The 18,066-nt window shown below is 53.0% G+C and carries 17 protein-coding genes and 1 tRNA gene; 11 read left to right on the top strand and 7 right to left on the bottom strand.

Annotated features, from left to right (window positions below; genetic code table 11):
- Positions 1-455 precede the first annotated feature (455 nt).
- Both BSZ31_RS10270 and BSZ31_RS10265 read right to left on the bottom strand, forming a co-directional pair.
- Positions 456-531: transfer RNA gene (locus tag BSZ31_RS10270), tRNA-Asn, on the bottom strand.
- 132 nt (positions 532-663) lie between these two features.
- On the bottom strand, positions 664-1,851 hold the full coding sequence (locus BSZ31_RS10265) for a pyridoxal phosphate-dependent aminotransferase (RefSeq protein WP_105028674.1): 1,188 nt from the start codon (positions 1,849-1,851) through the stop codon (positions 664-666).
- A 236-nt stretch (positions 1,852-2,087) separates the two neighbouring features.
- Here BSZ31_RS10265 and uvrB point away from each other — a divergent pair, with 236 nt between their 5' ends.
- The 10 genes from uvrB (at position 2,088) to iscX (ending at position 10,390) form a co-directional block, all read left to right on the top strand.
- Positions 2,088-4,151, top strand: coding sequence for an excinuclease ABC subunit UvrB (uvrB, locus tag BSZ31_RS10260; RefSeq protein ID WP_105029834.1), 2,064 nt, complete (start codon positions 2,088-2,090; stop codon positions 4,149-4,151).
- Positions 4,152-4,223: 72 nt separating this feature from the next.
- Complete coding sequence (locus BSZ31_RS10255; RefSeq protein ID WP_105028673.1) at positions 4,224-4,715, top strand: low molecular weight protein-tyrosine-phosphatase; 492 nt, start codon at positions 4,224-4,226, stop codon at positions 4,713-4,715.
- 174 nt (positions 4,716-4,889) lie between these two features.
- The gene (gene iscR / locus BSZ31_RS10250; RefSeq protein WP_105028672.1) at positions 4,890-5,372 is read left to right on the top strand and encodes a Fe-S cluster assembly transcriptional regulator IscR; all 483 of its coding nucleotides are present in this window, start codon (positions 4,890-4,892) and stop codon (positions 5,370-5,372) included.
- A 27-nt stretch (positions 5,373-5,399) separates the two neighbouring features.
- The gene (locus BSZ31_RS10245; protein ID WP_105028671.1) at positions 5,400-6,611 is read left to right on the top strand and encodes an IscS subfamily cysteine desulfurase; all 1,212 of its coding nucleotides are present in this window, start codon (positions 5,400-5,402) and stop codon (positions 6,609-6,611) included.
- Between the two features lie 27 nt (positions 6,612-6,638).
- Positions 6,639-7,019, top strand: coding sequence for a Fe-S cluster assembly scaffold IscU (iscU, locus tag BSZ31_RS10240; RefSeq protein WP_008251917.1), 381 nt, complete (start codon positions 6,639-6,641; stop codon positions 7,017-7,019).
- 34 nt (positions 7,020-7,053) lie between these two features.
- Positions 7,054-7,377 (top strand): iron-sulfur cluster assembly protein IscA, encoded by a 324-nt coding sequence (gene iscA / locus BSZ31_RS10235; RefSeq protein WP_105028670.1) that lies wholly within the window; start codon positions 7,054-7,056, stop codon positions 7,375-7,377.
- The gene (hscB, locus tag BSZ31_RS10230) at positions 7,377-7,925 is read left to right on the top strand and encodes a Fe-S protein assembly co-chaperone HscB (protein ID WP_105028669.1); all 549 of its coding nucleotides are present in this window, start codon (positions 7,377-7,379) and stop codon (positions 7,923-7,925) included. The genes iscA and hscB overlap by 1 nt, the downstream gene beginning before the upstream one ends.
- Entirely contained in the window at positions 7,925-9,808 is a 1,884-nt protein-coding gene (gene hscA, locus BSZ31_RS10225; protein WP_105028668.1) for a Fe-S protein assembly chaperone HscA, read from the top strand. Before hscB ends, hscA begins: the two co-directional genes overlap by 1 nt.
- Positions 9,809-9,840: 32 nt before the next feature.
- Positions 9,841-10,179, top strand: a complete 339-nt coding sequence (gene fdx / locus BSZ31_RS10220) for an ISC system 2Fe-2S type ferredoxin (protein ID WP_105028667.1) — start codon at positions 9,841-9,843, stop codon at positions 10,177-10,179.
- A gap of 16 nt (positions 10,180-10,195) precedes the next feature.
- Positions 10,196-10,390, top strand: a complete 195-nt coding sequence (gene iscX / locus BSZ31_RS10215; protein ID WP_105029833.1) for a Fe-S cluster assembly protein IscX — start codon at positions 10,196-10,198, stop codon at positions 10,388-10,390.
- Here iscX and BSZ31_RS10210 read toward each other — a convergent pair whose 3' ends face one another.
- Genes BSZ31_RS10210 through BSZ31_RS10190 form a run of 5 tightly spaced genes read right to left on the bottom strand, consistent with a single transcriptional unit; the run spans position 10,391 to position 14,692 of the window.
- Positions 10,391-11,953: a phospholipase D family protein gene (locus BSZ31_RS10210; protein WP_240605685.1), complete on the bottom strand. Its 1,563-nt coding sequence runs from the start codon at positions 11,951-11,953 to the stop codon at positions 10,391-10,393. It abuts the gene before it with no gap.
- Between the two features lie 9 nt (positions 11,954-11,962).
- A complete protein-coding gene (gene blaOXA / locus BSZ31_RS10205) occupies positions 11,963-12,772 on the bottom strand; it encodes a class D beta-lactamase (RefSeq protein WP_206018589.1) in 810 nt (269 codons plus the stop codon).
- Between the two features lie 16 nt (positions 12,773-12,788).
- The gene (locus BSZ31_RS10200; RefSeq protein WP_146106663.1) at positions 12,789-13,184 is read right to left on the bottom strand and encodes a hypothetical protein; all 396 of its coding nucleotides are present in this window, start codon (positions 13,182-13,184) and stop codon (positions 12,789-12,791) included.
- Positions 13,185-13,240: 56 nt separating this feature from the next.
- Positions 13,241-14,092: a glutathione-dependent disulfide-bond oxidoreductase gene (yghU, locus tag BSZ31_RS10195; protein ID WP_105028665.1), complete on the bottom strand. Its 852-nt coding sequence runs from the start codon at positions 14,090-14,092 to the stop codon at positions 13,241-13,243.
- 54 nt (positions 14,093-14,146) lie between these two features.
- A complete protein-coding gene (locus BSZ31_RS10190; RefSeq protein ID WP_168426933.1) occupies positions 14,147-14,692 on the bottom strand; it encodes a pyridoxamine 5'-phosphate oxidase family protein in 546 nt (181 codons plus the stop codon).
- A 59-nt stretch (positions 14,693-14,751) separates the two neighbouring features.
- On the opposite strand from BSZ31_RS10190, the gene BSZ31_RS10185 reads away from it, so the two are divergent.
- Positions 14,752-18,036 (top strand): DUF2126 domain-containing protein, encoded by a 3,285-nt coding sequence (locus BSZ31_RS10185; protein ID WP_105029830.1) that lies wholly within the window; start codon positions 14,752-14,754, stop codon positions 18,034-18,036.
- The last annotated feature ends 30 nt before the right edge of the window (positions 18,037-18,066 follow it).

Here is an 18,066-nt window from a genome sequence, read left to right as displayed (position 1 = left end):
GACTACATTCAAACTAAAGGCTCAGGTGTCCGCATTAAGTCTAACCTTGCCAATGAAGTAGGGGCCACATCGGTAGGTCATGGCAAATGACAGAATCTGAGAGCCATATCTTGATGGTCCGCTCTGGCCGAACTTCTAACGCTCGAGCTTAAGTTGCGGCAGCTTGTACAACTAAGTTGTTGAGAAAAAGGGAGCTCGAAATTTTCGCTAGGATCAAAAGTGGCCAGAGAAAACGGGGCGATTCTGTTGTTGAAAAACCTAAGCGAACTTATTCACTCGAGTGAATAATCGCGAGGTGTCATCATGATTAAAAAACATTCCATTGATAAAGACAGAAAGCCTCGCGAGTGACTATACTTACTTCAAAGTTTGGCTTACAGACTCGTTTTGCGGGAAAGTGCGTTTTTTGCGGGAAAAGAAAAAGGGCTTCGATTTCTCGAAACCCTTTCTGTATTTGGCTCCCCGACCTGGACTCGAACCAGGGACCTGCGGATTAACAGTCCGTCGCTCTACCGACTGAGCTATCGGGGAAAGAGCCGAGATTATAGCAGCGAAAAATTTTTGCGCAACCCTATTTGGCCACTTAGCGCCCAATTAAGGCAAATCAATGACAAAAACCTTCTTGCTTGCTTAATCCTTAATCAAACTGACCCTTTCTGACCCTTAGCCCAGCGCTTTCGCAATACGATCGCAAGCTTTTTCCAGGTTGCTCATGCTGGTTGCAAATGAAATGCGGAAGTACCCTTCAGCACCAAAGGCCGAACCAGGCACCACAGCCACACCAGCTTCCAGCAGGTACGCGGTCAGTTCCAGGTCGTTTGCCGCCTTGATCTTTCCAGCAGCCGCCAACTTTTCAATCGCCTTTCGCGCATCCACAAACGCATAGAAAGCACCTTCCGCTTTCAAACACTGAATGGTGGGTACTGCGTTCAAAGCCTTGGTCACAAATTCATTGCGCTCACGGAATGCAGCCACCATGGGCTTCAAGCAATCCTGGTCACCGTTCAAAGCAGTTTCAGCAGCCACTTGAGAAATTGAAGTGGGGTTTGAAGTCGACTGGCTTTGCAGGTTGGTCATTACATCGATCAGTTTGGCTGGCCCTGCGGCAAAACCGATTCGCCAACCAGTCATGCTGTAAGCCTTGGAAACACCGTTCAATACGATGCTGCGGTCTTTCAACGCTGGGCATGCGTTCACAATGTTCACGAACGGCGTACCGGTCAGGTTGATGTGCTCGTACATGTCATCAGTGGCCACCAGAATATTGGGGTGCTTCAAAAGTACTTCGCCCAGCGCGGCCAGCTCAGCCTTGGTATAAACCGCACCAGTGGGGTTGCTGGGGCTGTTGATCATGAACATTTTGGTTTTTGGTGTAATGGCGGCTTCCAGTTGCGCTGGAGTAATCTTGAAGCCTTGCTCAATGCCGGCAAACACCAGTTTGGGCACGCCACCGGCGATTTCTACGATGTCTGCATAGCTGACCCAGTACGGAGCGGGAATCACCACTTCGTCACCATCGTTAATGGTAGCCAGAATCATGTTGAAAATACACTGCTTGCCACCCACGCCAACTACCACTTCGTTGGCCTTGTATTCCAAGCCATTGTCGCGCTTCAATTTGGCGATTACGGCGTTTTTCAGGCCGGGCGTACCGCCCACGTTGGTGTATTTGGTGAAGCCCGCATCAATTGCTTTCTTGGCAGCTTCTTTAATATGGTCAGGCGTGTCGAAGTCGGGTTCACCAGCGCCCAAGCCGATAATGTCTTTACCCTCGGCTTTCAGTTGGGCCGCCTTGGCTGTCACGGCAAGTGTAGGGGAAGGTTTGATCGTAAGTGCGCGATTTGAAAGCATGATTCCGTTGTCTGGGAGTGAAAAAAGAAAAAGTCAAGTCTGGAAATAAAACTAGTTTCCGACGATAATGCAGGATTGGCTTATCACAAAATGCTGCGAAATTTCTGCAGCCATCAGCCCAATGATGCAACTCCGTAATTCTACGGGATTGGCCAGAAGGTTCAACCCGTTGGGTTAATCATTGGCTAAAACCTGTGTGCTTTGTGGTTGCCTCGCATCAAGACTTGCAGTTTAACATGGCCCCTGGATTTATCAGTTACCCCAACAGTCCGTTCGAGCTTTACCAGCCCTATTCCCCGGCTGGCGACCAACCGACCGCGATTGAAAAACTGGTGGAAGGCGTTAACGACGGTGAAGTATTCCAAACCCTGCTGGGTGTAACGGGTTCAGGCAAAACCTTCACCATGGCCAATGTAATCGCCCAAACTGGGCGCCCTGCTCTGGTGCTGGCCCCCAACAAAACACTGGCTGCCCAGTTGTATGCCGAAATGCGCGAATTCTTCCCGAAAAATGCGGTGGAATACTTCGTCAGCTATTACGACTACTACCAACCTGAGGCGTACGTACCCAGCCGCGACCTGTTCATCGAAAAAGACAGCTCGATCAATGAGCACATTGAACAAATGCGGCTTTCGGCCACAAAAAGCCTGCTGGAACGCCGCGACACCATTATTGTGGGCACCGTAAGCTGCATTTACGGTATTGGCGATCCATCCGACTACCACGCCATGATTTTGAGCATTCGTCACGGCGACAAACTCAGCCAGCGGGATATCCTGAAGCGCTTGATCGCCATGCAATACAAGCGCAACGATCTGGACTTCACGCGCGGCACCTTCCGTGTTCGAGGCGACACGATCGACGTATACCCAGCCGAACACTCGGAACTGGCGGTTCGCATCGACCTGTTCGACGATGAAATTGATGGCATTCAGTTGTTTGACCCACTCACCGGCAAAATTCGCCAGAAGCTGCCCCGTTTCACCATTTACCCCAGCAGCCACTATGTAACGCCCCGCGCCACGGTGCTGCGTGCCATTGAAACCATCAAGGAAGAATTGCGCGAACAGCTGGATTTCTTTGTAAAAACCGGGAAATTGGTCGAAGCCCAGCGCCTGGAGCAGCGAACCCGGTTCGACCTTGAAATGCTGGCCGAACTCGGTTTTTGCAAGGGCATCGAGAACTACAGCCGACACATGTCGGGCGCTGCGCCAGGCGAACCGCCCCCCACGCTGATTGATTACCTGCCCAAGGATGGGCTGATGATTATTGATGAAAGCCACGTCACCATTGGCCAACTGGGCGGAATGTACCGTGGCGACCGCTCCCGCAAGGAAACTTTGGTTAACTTCGGCTTTCGTCTACCATCTGCCATGGACAACCGCCCCTTGCGTTTCGAAGAATTCGAGTCCAAAATGCGGCAAACAGTGTTTGTTTCAGCCACGCCCTCGAATTACGAGAAAGAGCATTCTGGCCAAGTGGTTGAACAAGTGGTGCGCCCCACAGGGCTGATAGACCCTGTGATAGAGGTGCGCCCTGCCACCACCCAGGTCGATGACCTGCTCAGCGAGATCCACGAACGAACTCGCGCTGGCGATCGAGTATTGGTCACAACGTTGACCAAGCGCATGGCCGAAGACCTCACTGATTACCTCAGCGACAATGGCGTGCGCGTGCGCTACTTGCACTCTGACATTGACACTGTAGAGCGTGTAGAGATTATCCGCGACCTGCGTTTGGGTGAATTTGACGTGCTGGTTGGAATTAATTTGTTGCGCGAGGGCTTGGATATTCCGGAAGTGTCCCTAGTTGCAATACTGGATGCCGACAAAGAAGGCTTTTTGCGCAGTGAACGCAGTTTGATTCAAACGATTGGCCGGGCCGCCCGAAACTTAAACGGCAAAGCCATTCTGTATGCAGACCGGGTTACTAATTCCATGGAATTGGCGATCGGCGAAACCACCCGCCGCAGAAACAAGCAAATTGAGTTCAATACGGCGAACGGCATTACACCGCGGGGCGTGAACAAGCAGATCAAGGAACTAATTGACGGCGTATTCGATCCAAATGCTTCAAGGCAACGCAAGGCCGACAAGGCCATGGAGGTTGCACCGCTGGGCGAGAAGCAGTTGGCAAAAGAAATTAAACGGCTTGAGAAACTCATGCTGGATCACGCGAAGAACCTGGAGTTTGAGAAAGCCGCCCAGGCCCGCGACCAGCTGGGTTTGTTGAAAGAACAGTTGTTTGGCAGCAAGGGCGATTCGAATGTGACATCGCTAGATGCCAAGCGCAGCGCCTGACAAGGTTAGGCAGCGCGCCACACAGGTTTTAAGAGTTTTACTTTAATGGGTTCAGGACAATAGGAAGCCAATATGAAAAGCAAAGTTTTGTTTGTGTGCATGGGAAACATCTGCCGCTCACCAACAGCGGAAGGCGTTTTCAGGCAGATGGTAAGCGAAGCGGGTCTTGACCATGAAATTTCTGTTGAGTCAGCCGGCACGCATGCCTACCATTTGGACAAAACGCCCGATCCCCGCGCGGTGGCTGCTGCTGCCAAGCGTGGTTACGACATTTCCGGCCTGATTTCACGCCAGGTCACTGCGGACGACTTCCGCGACAGCGACATGATTTTGGCAATGGACTGGGACAACATGAGCCTGCTGCAACAGCAGTGCCCACGCCAGTACGCGCACAAAATCCAGTTGATGATGCGCTACGCCACGGAACACGATGAAGCCACCGTGCCCGACCCCTACTATGGCGGCCCCGATGGTTTCGACACCGTACTGAACTACATCGAAGACAGTTGCACAGGCTTGTTGGAAGTGTTGCGCAAGCGCGTGTTTCAGTTCGCTGCCGCATAAACCGGCACAACCCGCCATGGGCGGGCGCTGAAGTCAAAAACCGCTGGCCTTGGCTGGCGGTTTTTCTTTGTCAGATCAAGGTTTCCCCTAGACCAAACAACCCCACGAATACTTGAGTAAAACAGTCAACTTTGCTATACTTGACCAAAATAGTAGGAATTAAAAAGGGATGCCATGCGATTGACCACGAAAGGCAGATTTGCCGTCACAGCCATGATTGATCTTGCCTTGCAGCAAGACACGGGGCCGGTTTCGCTCGCCGGCATCAGCCAGCGCCAGAACATTTCCCTGTCGTACTTGGAGCAATTGTTCTCCAAGTTACGTCGCCACGAGTTGGTTGAAAGCGTTCGCGGGCCCGGTGGCGGTTATCATATCGCGCGCGCCTTGAAGGAAGTCAGCGTTGCCGATGTCATCTTGGCCGTGGACGAACCGCTGGACGCCACACAATGCGGCGGCAAGGAAAACTGCACAGACGAAGGCCAGTGCATGACGCATGACCTTTGGAGCAGCCTGAATACGAAAATGCTGGAATACCTGGGCTCAGTAACCTTGCAATGCCTGGTTGAAAAGCACAAACAGAAAGACGCGGAACGAACCATTCAGTTTCGTGAAAGGCCAACAGCATCTAATGCCACGGCCGCACAGCACACACATTAAACAGCAGTTGATTGGAGCACACACATTATGAAGATGCCGATTTACCTCGATTACAGCGCCACCACTCCGGTGGACCCGCGCGTAGCCGACGCCATGATCCCTTTCCTGCGTGAAAGCTTTGGCAACCCGGCATCTCGCAGCCATGCCTATGGCTGGACCGCCGAGGAAGCAGTTGAAAAAGCCCGTGAAGATGTTGCCGCTTTGGTGAATGCTGACCCGCGCGAAATCGTGTGGACCTCTGGCGCAACCGAATCGAACAACCTGGCCATCAAAGGTGCGGCGCTGTTTTACGGCGAAACCAAAGGCAAGCACATTATTACTGTAAAAACTGAACACAAGGCCGTGCTGGACACCTTCCGCGACCTGGAACGCCACGGCTTTGAAGCCACCTACATGGACGTTCAGGAAAATGGGTTGTTGGACATGGATGCTTTGAAAGCCGCCATTCGCCCCGATACAGTACTGATTTCAGTGATGTTCGTGAACAACGAAATTGGCGTGATTCAAGACATTCCTGCAATTGGCGAATTGTGCCGCGAGAAAGGCATTATTTTCCACGTGGATGCCGCACAAGCCACAGGCAAAGTTGAAATTGACCTGCAAAAGCTGAAAGTCGATTTGATGAGCTTCTGCGCCCACAAAACATACGGCCCCAAAGGCATCGGTGCATTGTATGTGCGTCGCAAACCCCGCATTCGAATCGACGCACAAATTCACGGTGGCGGCCACGAGCGCGGCATGCGTTCCGGCACCTTGGCCACCCATCAAATTGTGGGCATGGGCGAAGCTTTCCGAATTGCCAAAGAAGAAATGGCCAGCGAACTGCCCCGCATGAAAGCACTGCGTGACCGCTTGCTGAACGGCCTGAAAGCGATTGACGAAATTTATGTGAATGGCGACCTGGAAAAACGTATTCCACACAACCTGAACGTGAGCTTCAATTTTGTGGAAGGCGAATCGTTGATCATGGCCGTGAAAGACATTGCGGTGTCCTCCGGTTCAGCCTGTACATCGGCATCGCTGGAGCCTTCTTATGTGTTGCGCGCCCTGGGTCGCAGCGACGAATTGGCGCACAGCTCCATTCGTTTCTCGATTGGCCGTTTCACTACCGAAGCAGATATTGATTTCACCATCGAACTGATGAAAACCAAAGTGGCGAAGTTGCGCGAATTGTCGCCCCTGTGGGAAATGCACCTGGACGGCGTCGATTTGAGCACCGTTCAATGGGCAGAGCACTGAAATATTTAAAGATTGAGGAGAAGTACCATGGCATACAGCGAAAAAGTTTTGGACCACTATGAAAACCCCCGCAACGTGGGTTCGTTCGAAAAGGGCGACGACGAAGTGGGCACAGGCATGGTGGGTGCACCTGCTTGCGGCGACGTAATGAAGCTGCAAATCAAGGTGGGTGAAGACGGTGTGATCACCGATGCGAAGTTTAAAACCTATGGCTGCGGTTCAGCCATTGCTTCTTCGTCACTGGTGACCGAATGGGTCAAGGGCAAAACCCTGGACCAGGCTTTGGAAATCAAGAACACTGCAATCGCTGAAGAACTGGCATTGCCACCTGTAAAAATTCACTGCTCCATTCTGGCTGAAGACGCCATCAAGGCAGCAGTTGAAGATTACAAAAAGAAGCATGCTTGATCGTTGAAAAGTTGTTGAAAAGGAATTGAACACCATGGCGATTACATTGACTGAGCGCGCCGCCGACCACATCAGCAAGTTCCTGACCAAACGCGGAAAGGGAATTGGCTTGCGTATTGGTGTGCGCACCACCGGCTGTTCCGGCATGGCTTACAAACTTGAGTTTGTCGATGTTGTGGCCGTTGAGGACAATGTGTTCGAGGCCCATGGTGTAAAACTGTTTGTGGACCCGAAAAGCATGCCCTACCTTGAGGGAATTGAACTGGACTTCGCACGCGAAGGTCTGAATGAGGGTTTCAAATTCAACAACCCCAACGAAAAGGCGCGCTGCGGCTGTGGTGAAAGCTTCACAGTGTAATGGCTAATTCGGCAAATAAGTCAGCAATCAAGCTTAGCGACAACGACTTTGAAATTTTTGGGTTGCCCTGCCAGTTTGCACTGGACAGCGCAGCCCTTTCTGCTTCGTACTTGCGCCTGCAAAGTCAAACTCACCCCGACCGTTTTGCAAATTCCAGCGCTCAAGAAAAGCGGCTGGCGGTGCAGTGGGCCACGCGGGTTAACGAGGCCTACAAGCGCCTTCAAAACCCCATGGAACGCGCCATTTACTGGTGTGAGCTAAACGGTGAAAACCCGCGTGGGCAGCAAAGCAACTTGCCACCCGCCCTGCTGATGCAGCAAATGGAGTGGCGTGAAGCACTGGAAGAAATTGACAGCGTTGAGGCACTTGAAGACTTGCTGGATGAAGTGGCTGCAGAAAAGAAACGTTGCCTTGCACTGATTGCGCAGCAAATTGACAGCGAGAAGAATGCGCAGGCGGCCAACGCCACCGCGCAGGCCTTGCTGTTTATCGACAAATTCATGATTGAGTTGACCAAGAAATTGGAGCAACAGGAGGACGCCAGCTAATGGCTTTGTTACAAATTGCCGAACCCGGCATGTCGACTGCGCCCCACGAGCACAGGCTTGCTGTGGGCATCGACCTGGGCACCACGCACTCGCTGGTGGCCAGCGTGCGAAGCGGCAGTGCCGAATGTTTACCCGATTCTTCTGGCCGCGTTATTTTGCCCAGCGTGGTTCGCTACGGCGAAACCGGCGTAAAAAACATGGGCGAAGATGCTTTGGCCTGTGCCGACACCGACCCGTTCAACACGGTGTTCTCCGTCAAACGCCTAATGGGTCGCGGCTTCAAGGACGTGGAAGGCTTGAACCTGCCCTACCGTGTCAAAGATTCAGGCGGCATGGTTGAAATTGAAACTGATTACGGCACCAAGAGCCCGGTTGAAGTGTCTGCCGATATTCTGCGCAACTTGCGCAAACGTGCAGAGGCCACCTTGGGTGGTGAGCTGGTGGGCGCTGTGATAACTGTGCCCGCTTACTTTGACGACGCCCAACGCCAGGCCACCAAAGACGCTGCTCAACTGGCCGGCTTGAACGTTTTGCGCCTTATCAACGAACCCACCGCCGCCGCTGTGGCTTATGGCCTTGATCAAAAAGCGCAAGGGCAATTTGTGGTATTCGATTTGGGTGGCGGCACATTTGATGTATCCATTTTGCGATTGCAAGGTGGTGTATTTGAGGTGCTGGCCACGGGTGGCGATTCTGCCTTGGGTGGCGACGATTTCGATCGCGCAATGGCTGATCACTTTATTGCCACGCACGGGTTTCAGGAACTGAACCCACAACAACGTTCGCGCCTGGTGATGGCTTGCCGCCGAGTGAAGGAACAAATTTCCCACGAGCACACCGCATTTCTCAGCGTTGAATTCAAAAGCGGCGAAACCATCGCGGAAACAGTGACTGCGGAACAGTTTGAAACCATTGTTGAGCCCTTGGTGAAACGCACCATTCAAGCCGCACGCAAAACCCTGCGAGATGCCGGCTTAAGTACCGAGGAAATTGACGGTGTGGTCATGGTGGGCGGTTCTACCCGTATGCCAGTCATTCGCAAAGCAGTGAAAGCATTTTTTGGCAAAGACCCGCTGGTGAATTTGAACCCGGATGAGGTGGTGGCCATTGGTGCTGCCATTCAAGCAGACACCTTGGCGGGCAACCGCAGCGACGATGAGCTGCTGTTGCTTGACGTAATACCCTTAAGCCTTGGCCTTGAAACCATGGGTGGTTTAACCGAGCGCGTGATCAACCGCAACAGCACCATTCCTGTGGCGCGTGCGCAAGAATTCACCACCTTCAAAGACGGTCAAACCGCCATGGCCATTCACGTGGTTCAGGGCGAACGCGAGCTTGTGTCTGAAAATCGTTCACTTGCAAGGTTCGAATTGCGGGGTATTCCACCCATGGTGGCCGGTGCTGCGCGCATTCGCGTCACCTTCCAGGTGGATGCCGACGGCTTGCTGGCTGTGAATGCCATGGAAACCGGTTCAGGTGTTTCAGCCAACATCACAGTGAAGCCTTCCTACGGGTTGGACGACGATCAAATCGCGGGCATGCTGAAAAACAGCTTTGAATTTGCCGAAGCCGACATGAATGCACGTCAGCTTCGCGAGCAACAAGTTGAGGCCATGCGCTTGGTGGAATCGGTTGAAGCTGCGATTGGCAAAGACAGTGAACTGCTTGACGCCAGCGAGCTTGAAACGATCAACGCCAGTGTGAATGCATTGCGTGAATTGGCGCAAACAGACGATTTACGCGCCATTGAAAAGGGCATTGAAGACTTGAGCCATCTGACAGAGGACTTTGCAGCGCGCCGCATGGACGCTGGTATACGCAAAGCATTGACAGGTAAAACCATTGACACTGTGAGCACCACCCTGGGTGGCGCTGCGAAATAAACGCAACACAACAGAACACGAGAGATTGAGAAATGCCGATTATTAAAATTTTGCCCCATGAAAGTTTGTGCCCGGAAGGCAAAACATTTGAAGTGCCAGTGGGCGCACAGCTTTGCGAAGCCATTCTGAAAAACGACATTGCACTGGAACATGCCTGCGAAATGAGCTGTGCCTGCACCACCTGCCATGTGGTGATCAAGGAGGGCTTCAACAGCCTGAACGAAAGCGATGATGACGAAGATGATTTGCTGGACATGGCCTGGGGCCTGACACCTCAAAGCCGTTTGTCTTGCCAGGTGAAAGTGGCTGACAAAGACCTGGTGGTTGAATTGCCGAAGTACACGATCAACCACGCACGTGAGAATCACTGATCAAGGAGGCAGCAACATGAAATGGACCGACACGCTGGACATTGCGCTGGAGCTGATTGACGCTCATCCTGATGTTGACCCGCAGTACATTCGCTTCACGGATTTGCACAAGTGGGTATGCGCCCTGCCAGGCTTCAACGATGATCCAGAAAAATCGAATGAGAAAATTCTGGAAGCAATCCAGATGACCTGGATTGAAGAACAGGACTGATTACAACAGGTCATTGATCGGAAGCAGGGAATAAAAGAAAACAACCGCCTTTCGCCACAAAGTGGCCTTGGGCTCCAGGTTGTGAACAATCTCTTTTCCGCCCTGCCGTTCAATCCACACCAAGGCATCGTTTTCATCCAGACGAACCTCGTAGGCCATCACTGGCAGGGCCTGAAACGCCAAATCAATTTGAGTGGCCAGACTTTCACTTTGAATCAGGAAACCCATTTCGGTATTCAGGTTCACGGACCGTGGGTCAAAGTTGAACGAACCCACAAACACCCGCGAACTATCGACTGAAAAAGTTTTGGTGTGCAGGCTTGAACCTGAAGTGCCCAACATCAGATTCCGCCTGGTTCCAGTTTTTTGCACCCCTGAACTACTTTTCAATTCAAATAATTTAACGCCAGCTTTCAGTAACTCCACGCGTGTTTTCGCATAGCCCGAGTGCACCGCAGCCACGTCGGTCGCCTCCAGCGAATTCGTCAAAATTTGCACATTCACACCCGCTTTGGCCAAACGTGAAAAGAACGCAACGCCCCGTTCTGTGGGCACAAAGTAAGGCGACACCACACTCAGGCTGAACCTAGGCTCTGCAATGAAATCGCGCAACTCACTGACCAGGTAATCTTCGCGACTGGCTTCATCAAGTCCCTTGGCAGGGTCATCGCTAACCATGCGTACCTGGGTCCACTGCAACGGTAACTTGCCGCGCAAAAAATCTTGTACAAACACAGATTCTCGAACCTGTTTTAGGTACACGGCAGCGCGCTCTTCTTGCTCTACAGTGAGTTGTTCACGGTCAAGCTCATCAAGCACGGCCGGCTCCGAAGGAAGCAAAATTTTGCTGGCCGGATAGGCCGAATCGCTTGTCCAGTAGGCATCAAAGTCACGAGACACCGCATCAACCACTGCACCAACACACAGCACGTCAAGGTCAGTGAATAACTGAGCTTGGCTTGCGCCAAAGTATTCATCCCCGATATTGCGCCCACCAGAAATGGTCACCATATTGTCCACGGTGAAAGCCTTGTTGTGCATGCGGCGGTTTACACGCGAGAAGTCGGTGATGTAGCCCAGCCATTTTGGATTGCGAATGACAAACGGATTAAACAGACGCAACTCAATATTCGGATGTCGGTCCAGGCGGTTCAATTGATTGTCCAGGCCAGTGATACCGTTGTCATCCAGCAGCAATCGAACCCGAACGCCACGTTCTGCAGCAGAGAACAGTTCATTTAACATCAAGGTGCCCGTGGTGTCGTTGTGCCACAAGTACGACTGAATATCGATAGTTTGTTCTGCTGTGCGTGCCAACGCAACCCGGCTTGCAAAAGCCTGTTTGGGGTCTTGCATGGGGTAAATGCCAGCCTTAGCCCTGTTTTGTGCCAAGCGCCCTGACAAGGCTTTTCCAAGTGTTGTGACGCGGGCCTGCTCAGGGGCAAGTGCAGTTGACTGTGTTCGATCGTTCAATGGGGGCAAGGCACAGCCTTGCAACAGGGCAAGCAGAAAAAAACGGCGGTCATTGCTTTGATTGCCATTTTTCCGCTCCAGTGCGATCACGCTAAGAGATCATTTCGACGCCGGGGGCAGCGCGTTCATGGACTGTAACACGCCCCGGGTAATCGCTTCTCGCTTTGGGAGGTCGCCTATACGGTTGGGTGTGTCGATATTCAAGGCGAAAAACACCGGTCCGCTTGGCCATTCAACGTAACCGACCCACCAGCCAAAGCTGCCCTCCCAGCCTGTTTTTGCACGCAGTATCCAGTCTCGTCCAGCCTCGACAACGATGATGTCTTTCACGAGGCGCTGGTGTTCTATTCTGAAAGGCAAGCTGTTCGCATACAGTTTTTGTAGAAAACTGATTTGCTCAAACGCAGTAATTCGTATGTTGCCATCCAGCCAGTAACCGTCTTTTCCACCACTGGGGTCTGCGTTGCCGTAGCCTGCTTTTTCAAGATAGGTTTTGGCGGCTTGTTCACCAATTTGTTGCGCCATCCACTGATACACCCACACCACAGAGCCCCGCATGGACGAGCGCAAATTGTGATCAGAATTCCACACGTCGAAATCGCGCTTCTTTCCATCCCACTTAAAAACCTGAAACTCGTCTTTCACCACACCGTGTTCCAGTGCAAACAAGGCATGAGGAATTTTGTAAGTGGAGGCTGGCAGGTAAGGGGTGCTGGCACGCTTCGGGTTATAGACCTGAAAAACTGGATTGGCGCTACGTTGGTCCAACACGACGAGCGTGCCCACAGCATCGTGCTGATCGAAAAATGTTTTCCAGTCCTGTCGTTCATGCACCACGGGTGTGGATGCGCCATGCACGGTGCTTACCAACATGAAGCACACAACGAAAACTGCGCTGAACAAACGCATTCACTCTCCCCGGTGATTATCGAACTGCGGAGTCCTTTCCGATAATTTGATTGATCTCTGCGCTGCTTAACGTCGATGAATCGCATTTGGCATACCCGGTTCGCTCAGTGACCAGGTAACGCACGCCACTGCTGTTTTGCAGGCCGGTGTCTTTCTCGTTTTCTTCAATGGCGAGTTCATCGTATTCAGCAGACGCGCAAGCCCGCTCCGCTCCGGTACGCCAAGTTGTTCGGGCGGCTTCAAGATTGGTCCAAGGGGCGTGGTTTGAGCGAGCGTAAATATAAAACAGGCCTGGACCCATTTCTTCTTGCTTGTAACCACCGCCCAGCATGTTGCTGCCTTTGGACAAATCATGGGTTGACGCGCAACCCGCCAAACCAGCCACTACCAATGCAAACGCAAGTTTGTACACAATAAAACTCCACTGCCAATCAAAGAAAGGGCACATTGTGCCCCAGCTGGCGGCCGTTAAATGGCTTTGCCGTCGAAATCGCTGGCACTGTGCCGCTCAAGCACCTGCTCATTGGGCTCACCCCAGGCGCGATTCACCATTCGCCCGCGAATAACCGCTGGCCGTTTGGCAATTTCATGGGTCCAGCGCAGCACATTGGTATAAGTGTGGGCCTCCAGAAACTCGGCCGCCTCGTACACCTTGTTGGTGACCAATGCACCGTACCAAGGCCAAATCGCCATGTCCGCAATCGTGTATTCGCTGCCAGAAATGTACTCGTGGTCGGCCAGCTGACGATCCAGCACATCCAGTTGTCGTTTCACTTCCATCGCATAGCGGTTGATCGGGTACTCATACTTCTCGGGTGCATAGGCGTAAAAGTGGCCAAAACCACCACCCAGCATGGGCGCACTGCCCATTTGCCAGAACAACCACGACAAGGTTTCTGTCCGTTTGGCTGGGTCGGTGGGCAAGAATGCCTTGAACTTCTCGGCGAGGTACAAAAGAATGGAGCCCGACTCAAATACTCGCGTGGCGGGTTTGGTGCTGCGGTCCAGCAGCGCAGGAATTTTACTGTTGGGGTTCACTTCCACGAAGCCACTGCTGAACTGGTCGCCGTTGGAAATATTGATCAACCAGGCGTCGTATTCAGCGCCTGTGTGGCCAAGAGCCAGCAATTCTTCCAGCATCACAGTGACCTTCACGCCATTGGGCGTGGCCAGTGAATAAAGCTGCAAGGGATGCTCGCCAACTGGCAATTCTTTGTTGTGCGTGGCACGGGCAATCGGGCGATTGATATTCGCAAACTTGCCGCCGCTTTCCTTGTCCCACACCCAAACCTTGGGTGGTGTATATTTCGTGTCGCTCATGGCTAAAACCTCACTTTGCTGACTGCTCAAAAAAATCCAAAGTTCAGGATACCCTCAGGGAATCATGTTTTGATGAATCCAGCGTCCGGTTTCGTCAAGATCGCAACGAAACCTGACATGCCCCTCCCGTTTCAATTCCAGCAGTTCAAGACTCAATACTTTCACATTCAACACCACAAAGTTGGCGCGCGCTGTATCAAGGTCGTAAACCAGATCTCCCCCAGTAAGTGCGTCACCGGGGGCGCTCAGGGTTGCGTAGTCTTTTCGGGCATATTCGGGGATACGTGCCCAAAGACTGTTCACAATCAATTCACTGGTCTGCGGCGCTGCAATGCCACATACTCGAAGCTGGGTGTTGCTGCGTGGGTTCCAAAACAAAAGCGCCACACGTGAATCGTGGGCGATATCAGCCATTTTCTGGCTTCGGCGATCGGTGTAAAAAACCAGTTGATGATTGTCAGTGTTGACGGCCCTCAAGATGACCGAGCGCACTTGGGGGCCTTTCGGGCCTGCCGTGCTGAAACCCACAACACGCCAAGGGTGTTTTTTGTCCACCGTGGCGCGCACCAAAGTTTTCCAGATTTCTTCGGCATGGTTCATGCTTCTCTCCATGCTGTAAACGGGTTTTGTTTGTTCGGCTTCATTTTTGGGATTACACAGTGTCTATTCACGTTGCTCTGCGCCATATTACACGCTACCGCTACGATCGCCTGATCAACCTGGGCCCCCAAGTGGTGCGTTTACGCCCGGCCCCGCACTGCCGCACGCGCATTCTCTCCTTCAGCATGAAGGTGTTGCCGCAAACCCACTTCATCAACTGGCAACAAGACCCGCAAAGCAATTACATGGGGCGCTTGATATTTCCCGAGCGCACCGAGATGCTGGAAATCGCGGTGGACCTTGTGGCTGAAATGTCAGTGTTGAATCCCTTCGATTTTTTCCTCGAAGAAGCGGCTGAGTTTTTCCCCTTCAAATACGATGCATCGCTAGACCAGGAACTTGCACCCTATCTAGTGCCCTGCCACACAGGAAAGGCTTTTAACGCCTACATGGCCGAGATGAACTTGAGCCGGGTTAAAACCATCGATTTTCTGGTGGCTCTGAACCAGGATTTGGCCAAGCGGATCAAGTACCTGATCCGCATGGAGCCGGGGGTGCAAACACCCGATGAAACGCTGAACAGCGGGTCTGGTTCCTGCCGCGACACTGCGTGGCTGATGGTACAAATTTTCCGCAGACTGGGCATGGCGGCCAGGTTTGCCTCGGGCTACCTGATTCAACTGACCAGCGACGTCAAAGCCATCGACGGCCCCGATGGCCCCGAAAAAGATTTCACCGACCTGCATGCTTGGTGCGAGGTGTATTTGCCTGGTGCCGGCTGGATAGGCTTGGACCCCACTTCCGGTTTACTGGCTGGAGAAGGCCACATCCCATTGGCCTGCACACCTGAACCCAGCAGCGCAGCACCCATCACCGGAACGCTGGATGAATGCGAAGTTGAGTTTGAACATGAAATGAGCGTGCAGCGCGTGTATGAATCGCCGCGCACCAGCAAACCTTATTCTGATGAGCAATGGACGGGCATTGAAGCACTGGGCTTTGAAGTGGACAAAGCACTTGACGCACTGGATGTACGCCTGACCATGGGTGGCGAACCCACTTTTGTGGCCAACACAGACCGGGGTGCTGCTGAGTGGAACATTGATGCACTGGGGCCCACCAAACGCGAATACGGCATCAAGATGCTGAATAGGCTCGCCAAATATTATGGCAAGGGCGGCCTATATCACTTTGGTCAAGGCAAGTGGTACCCCGGCGAGCAGTTGCCGCGTTGGGCACTTTCGCTGTACTGGCTGAAAAGCGGTGAGCCAATCTGGAAAAACCCGAAACTGCTCAGCCATGAACAAGCGGATGGAAAAGCAAACAACGCCACCGCCAAACAGTTTATGGAAGGGTTGTGCGGCCGCTTGGGGCTACACCCGCGCTACGTGATGCCTGGTTTCGAAGACGCTTGGTATTACATGTGGCGAGAGCGCAAACTGCCCGTGAATGTGGACCCATTCGATTCAAGGCTGGACGACCCACTTGAGCGCAAGCGCCTGAACAAGGTGTTTACCCAAGGGCTGACCGAGGAAGTGGGCTATTGCCTGCCCATTCAATCAACCAAAGGCCAATGGCGCACAGGGCAGTGGTTTTTGCGAGACGAACGTATGTACCTGATTCCGGGCGATTCGCCCATGGGCTATCGCCTGCCGCTGGATTCACAACCCTGGGTGGCTAAAAAGGACTATCCATACACCATTCCTGCCGACCCGTTCGCACCCCCTGCTCCTTCACGCGTGGCCCTGCAAAAGCCCAGTGCCAAAGCAAGTGCAGCCAGTGTGACCGATGACAAGGCCCCTGTAATGAAAGAATCGGCCACGCACATTGTGCGTACCGCCATGTGTGTGCAGGCACGCAACGGACATTTGTATGTGTTCATGCCCCCACTCGAGGTACTCGACGATTATCTTGAACTGGTAGCCAGAATTGAAGATACCGCCGAGGCGATGAGTCAGCCTGTGGTGCTGGAGGGTTACCCTCCCCCGCGTGACAAGCGGATGACCATGTTGCAAGTTACACCCGATCCAGGCGTGCTGGAGGTGAATGTTCAACCTAGCAAAAACTGGGGTGAGCTATTGCACCTGACCACGAATTTGTATGAAGAAGCGCGACTAATTGGCCTTTCTACCGAAAAATTCATGCTGGATGGCAGGCACAGCGGCACGGGTGGAGGCAACCATTTCGTGATGGGCGGTGAAACCCCAGAACATAGCCCTTTTTTGCGCCGCCCTGATTTGCTGGGCAGCCTGCTGCGTTACTGGCACAACCACCCAGGCTTATCCTATTTGTTCTCAGGCCTGTTTATTGGCCCTACCAGCCAGGCCCCGCGCGTAGACGAAGCACGCAGCGACCAAGTGCATGAACTTGAACTGGCCTTGACCGAGCTTGAAAAACAAATGCAGAAACACGGAGGCAACCCGCCACCGTGGATTATCGACCGCCTTTTGCGCAACATTTTGATCGATTCGACAGGTAACACCCACCGCAGCGAATTTTGTATTGACAAGCTGTACAGCCCCGACACCTCCACAGGACGCCTGGGCCTGCTTGAGTTGCGTGCATTCGAGATGCCACCGAATGCTCAAATGAGCCTAGCGCAGCAACTGCTGCTGCGCACCCTGATTGCCAAATTCTGGAAAACACCTTACACGGCAAGGCTCGTGAAATGGGGCACACGCCTGCACGACCAGTTCATGCTCTCCACCTTCGTCAAAAACGACATCGCAGATGTCGTGGCCGATCTGAATGCTGCCGGTTTCCCGTTCCAGATGGACTGGTTTGCACCGCACTTTGCGTTCCGTTTTCCGAAGATGGGCGACTTTTCCAGCCGTGGTGTTGAGGTGGAGTTATTCAGCGCCCTGGAGCCCTGGCACGTATTGGGCGAGGAAGGCGCGCCCGGTGGCACTGTGCGGTATGTCGATTCGTCACTTGAACGCCTGGAAGTGAAAGTAAAAAACTTTGTCGATGAACGCTACACCCTGACCTGCAATGGTGTAAAAGTACCCCTGCACAGCACGGGCACCGAGGGCGAATACGTGGCTGGCGTGCGCTACCGGGCCTGGCAACCACCCAACGCCCTGCACCCCACTATTGGCGTACACACCCCCTTGGTGTTCGACTTGATCGACACATGGAATGGCCGCAGCCTGGGTGGTTGCCAGTACCATGTAGCCCACCCGGGCGGGCGCAATTATGACCTATTCCCGGTGAATGCCTTCGAAGCAGAAAGCCGACGCCTAACCCGCTTCTTCCGCATGGGCCATACCCATGGCAAGGTTAGTGTAAAAAGCCCAAGCGGAAGACCCGAGTTCCCCATCACACTAGACCTAAGATGGTGTTAGGCATTTACAATAGGGCACCGAACTTTAGGC

Source organism: Limnobacter sp. SAORIC-690, from assembly GCF_002954425.1.
Classification (GTDB): domain Bacteria; phylum Pseudomonadota; class Gammaproteobacteria; order Burkholderiales; family Burkholderiaceae_B; genus Limnobacter; species Limnobacter profundi.
Note: the sequence above shows the minus strand (reverse complement) of the source record. Positions and strands in the feature narration are given on the sequence as shown.

Bases quoted from the DNA above. Each gene is read 5' to 3' on its own strand.
- BSZ31_RS10190 (WP_168426933.1), bottom strand. From the start codon at position 14,692: ATGAACCATGCCGAAGAAATCTGGAAAACTTTGGTGCGCGCCACGGTG.
- iscR (WP_105028672.1), top strand. From the start codon at position 4,890: ATGCGATTGACCACGAAAGGCAGATTTGCCGTCACAGCCATGATTGAT.
- uvrB (WP_105029834.1), top strand. From the start codon at position 2,088: ATGGCCCCTGGATTTATCAGTTACCCCAACAGTCCGTTCGAGCTTTAC.
- blaOXA (WP_206018589.1), bottom strand. From the start codon at position 12,772: ATGCGTTTGTTCAGCGCAGTTTTCGTTGTGTGCTTCATGTTGGTAAGC.
- hscA (WP_105028668.1), top strand. From the start codon at position 7,925: ATGGCTTTGTTACAAATTGCCGAACCCGGCATGTCGACTGCGCCCCAC.
- BSZ31_RS10255 (WP_105028673.1), top strand. From the start codon at position 4,224: ATGAAAAGCAAAGTTTTGTTTGTGTGCATGGGAAACATCTGCCGCTCA.
- fdx (WP_105028667.1), top strand. From the start codon at position 9,841: ATGCCGATTATTAAAATTTTGCCCCATGAAAGTTTGTGCCCGGAAGGC.
- BSZ31_RS10265 (WP_105028674.1), bottom strand. From the start codon at position 1,851: ATGCTTTCAAATCGCGCACTTACGATCAAACCTTCCCCTACACTTGCC.
- BSZ31_RS10245 (WP_105028671.1), top strand. From the start codon at position 5,400: ATGAAGATGCCGATTTACCTCGATTACAGCGCCACCACTCCGGTGGAC.
- iscU (WP_008251917.1), top strand. From the start codon at position 6,639: ATGGCATACAGCGAAAAAGTTTTGGACCACTATGAAAACCCCCGCAAC.
- hscB (WP_105028669.1), top strand. From the start codon at position 7,377: ATGGCTAATTCGGCAAATAAGTCAGCAATCAAGCTTAGCGACAACGAC.
- yghU (WP_105028665.1), bottom strand. From the start codon at position 14,092: ATGAGCGACACGAAATATACACCACCCAAGGTTTGGGTGTGGGACAAG.
- iscX (WP_105029833.1), top strand. From the start codon at position 10,196: ATGAAATGGACCGACACGCTGGACATTGCGCTGGAGCTGATTGACGCT.
- iscA (WP_105028670.1), top strand. From the start codon at position 7,054: ATGGCGATTACATTGACTGAGCGCGCCGCCGACCACATCAGCAAGTTC.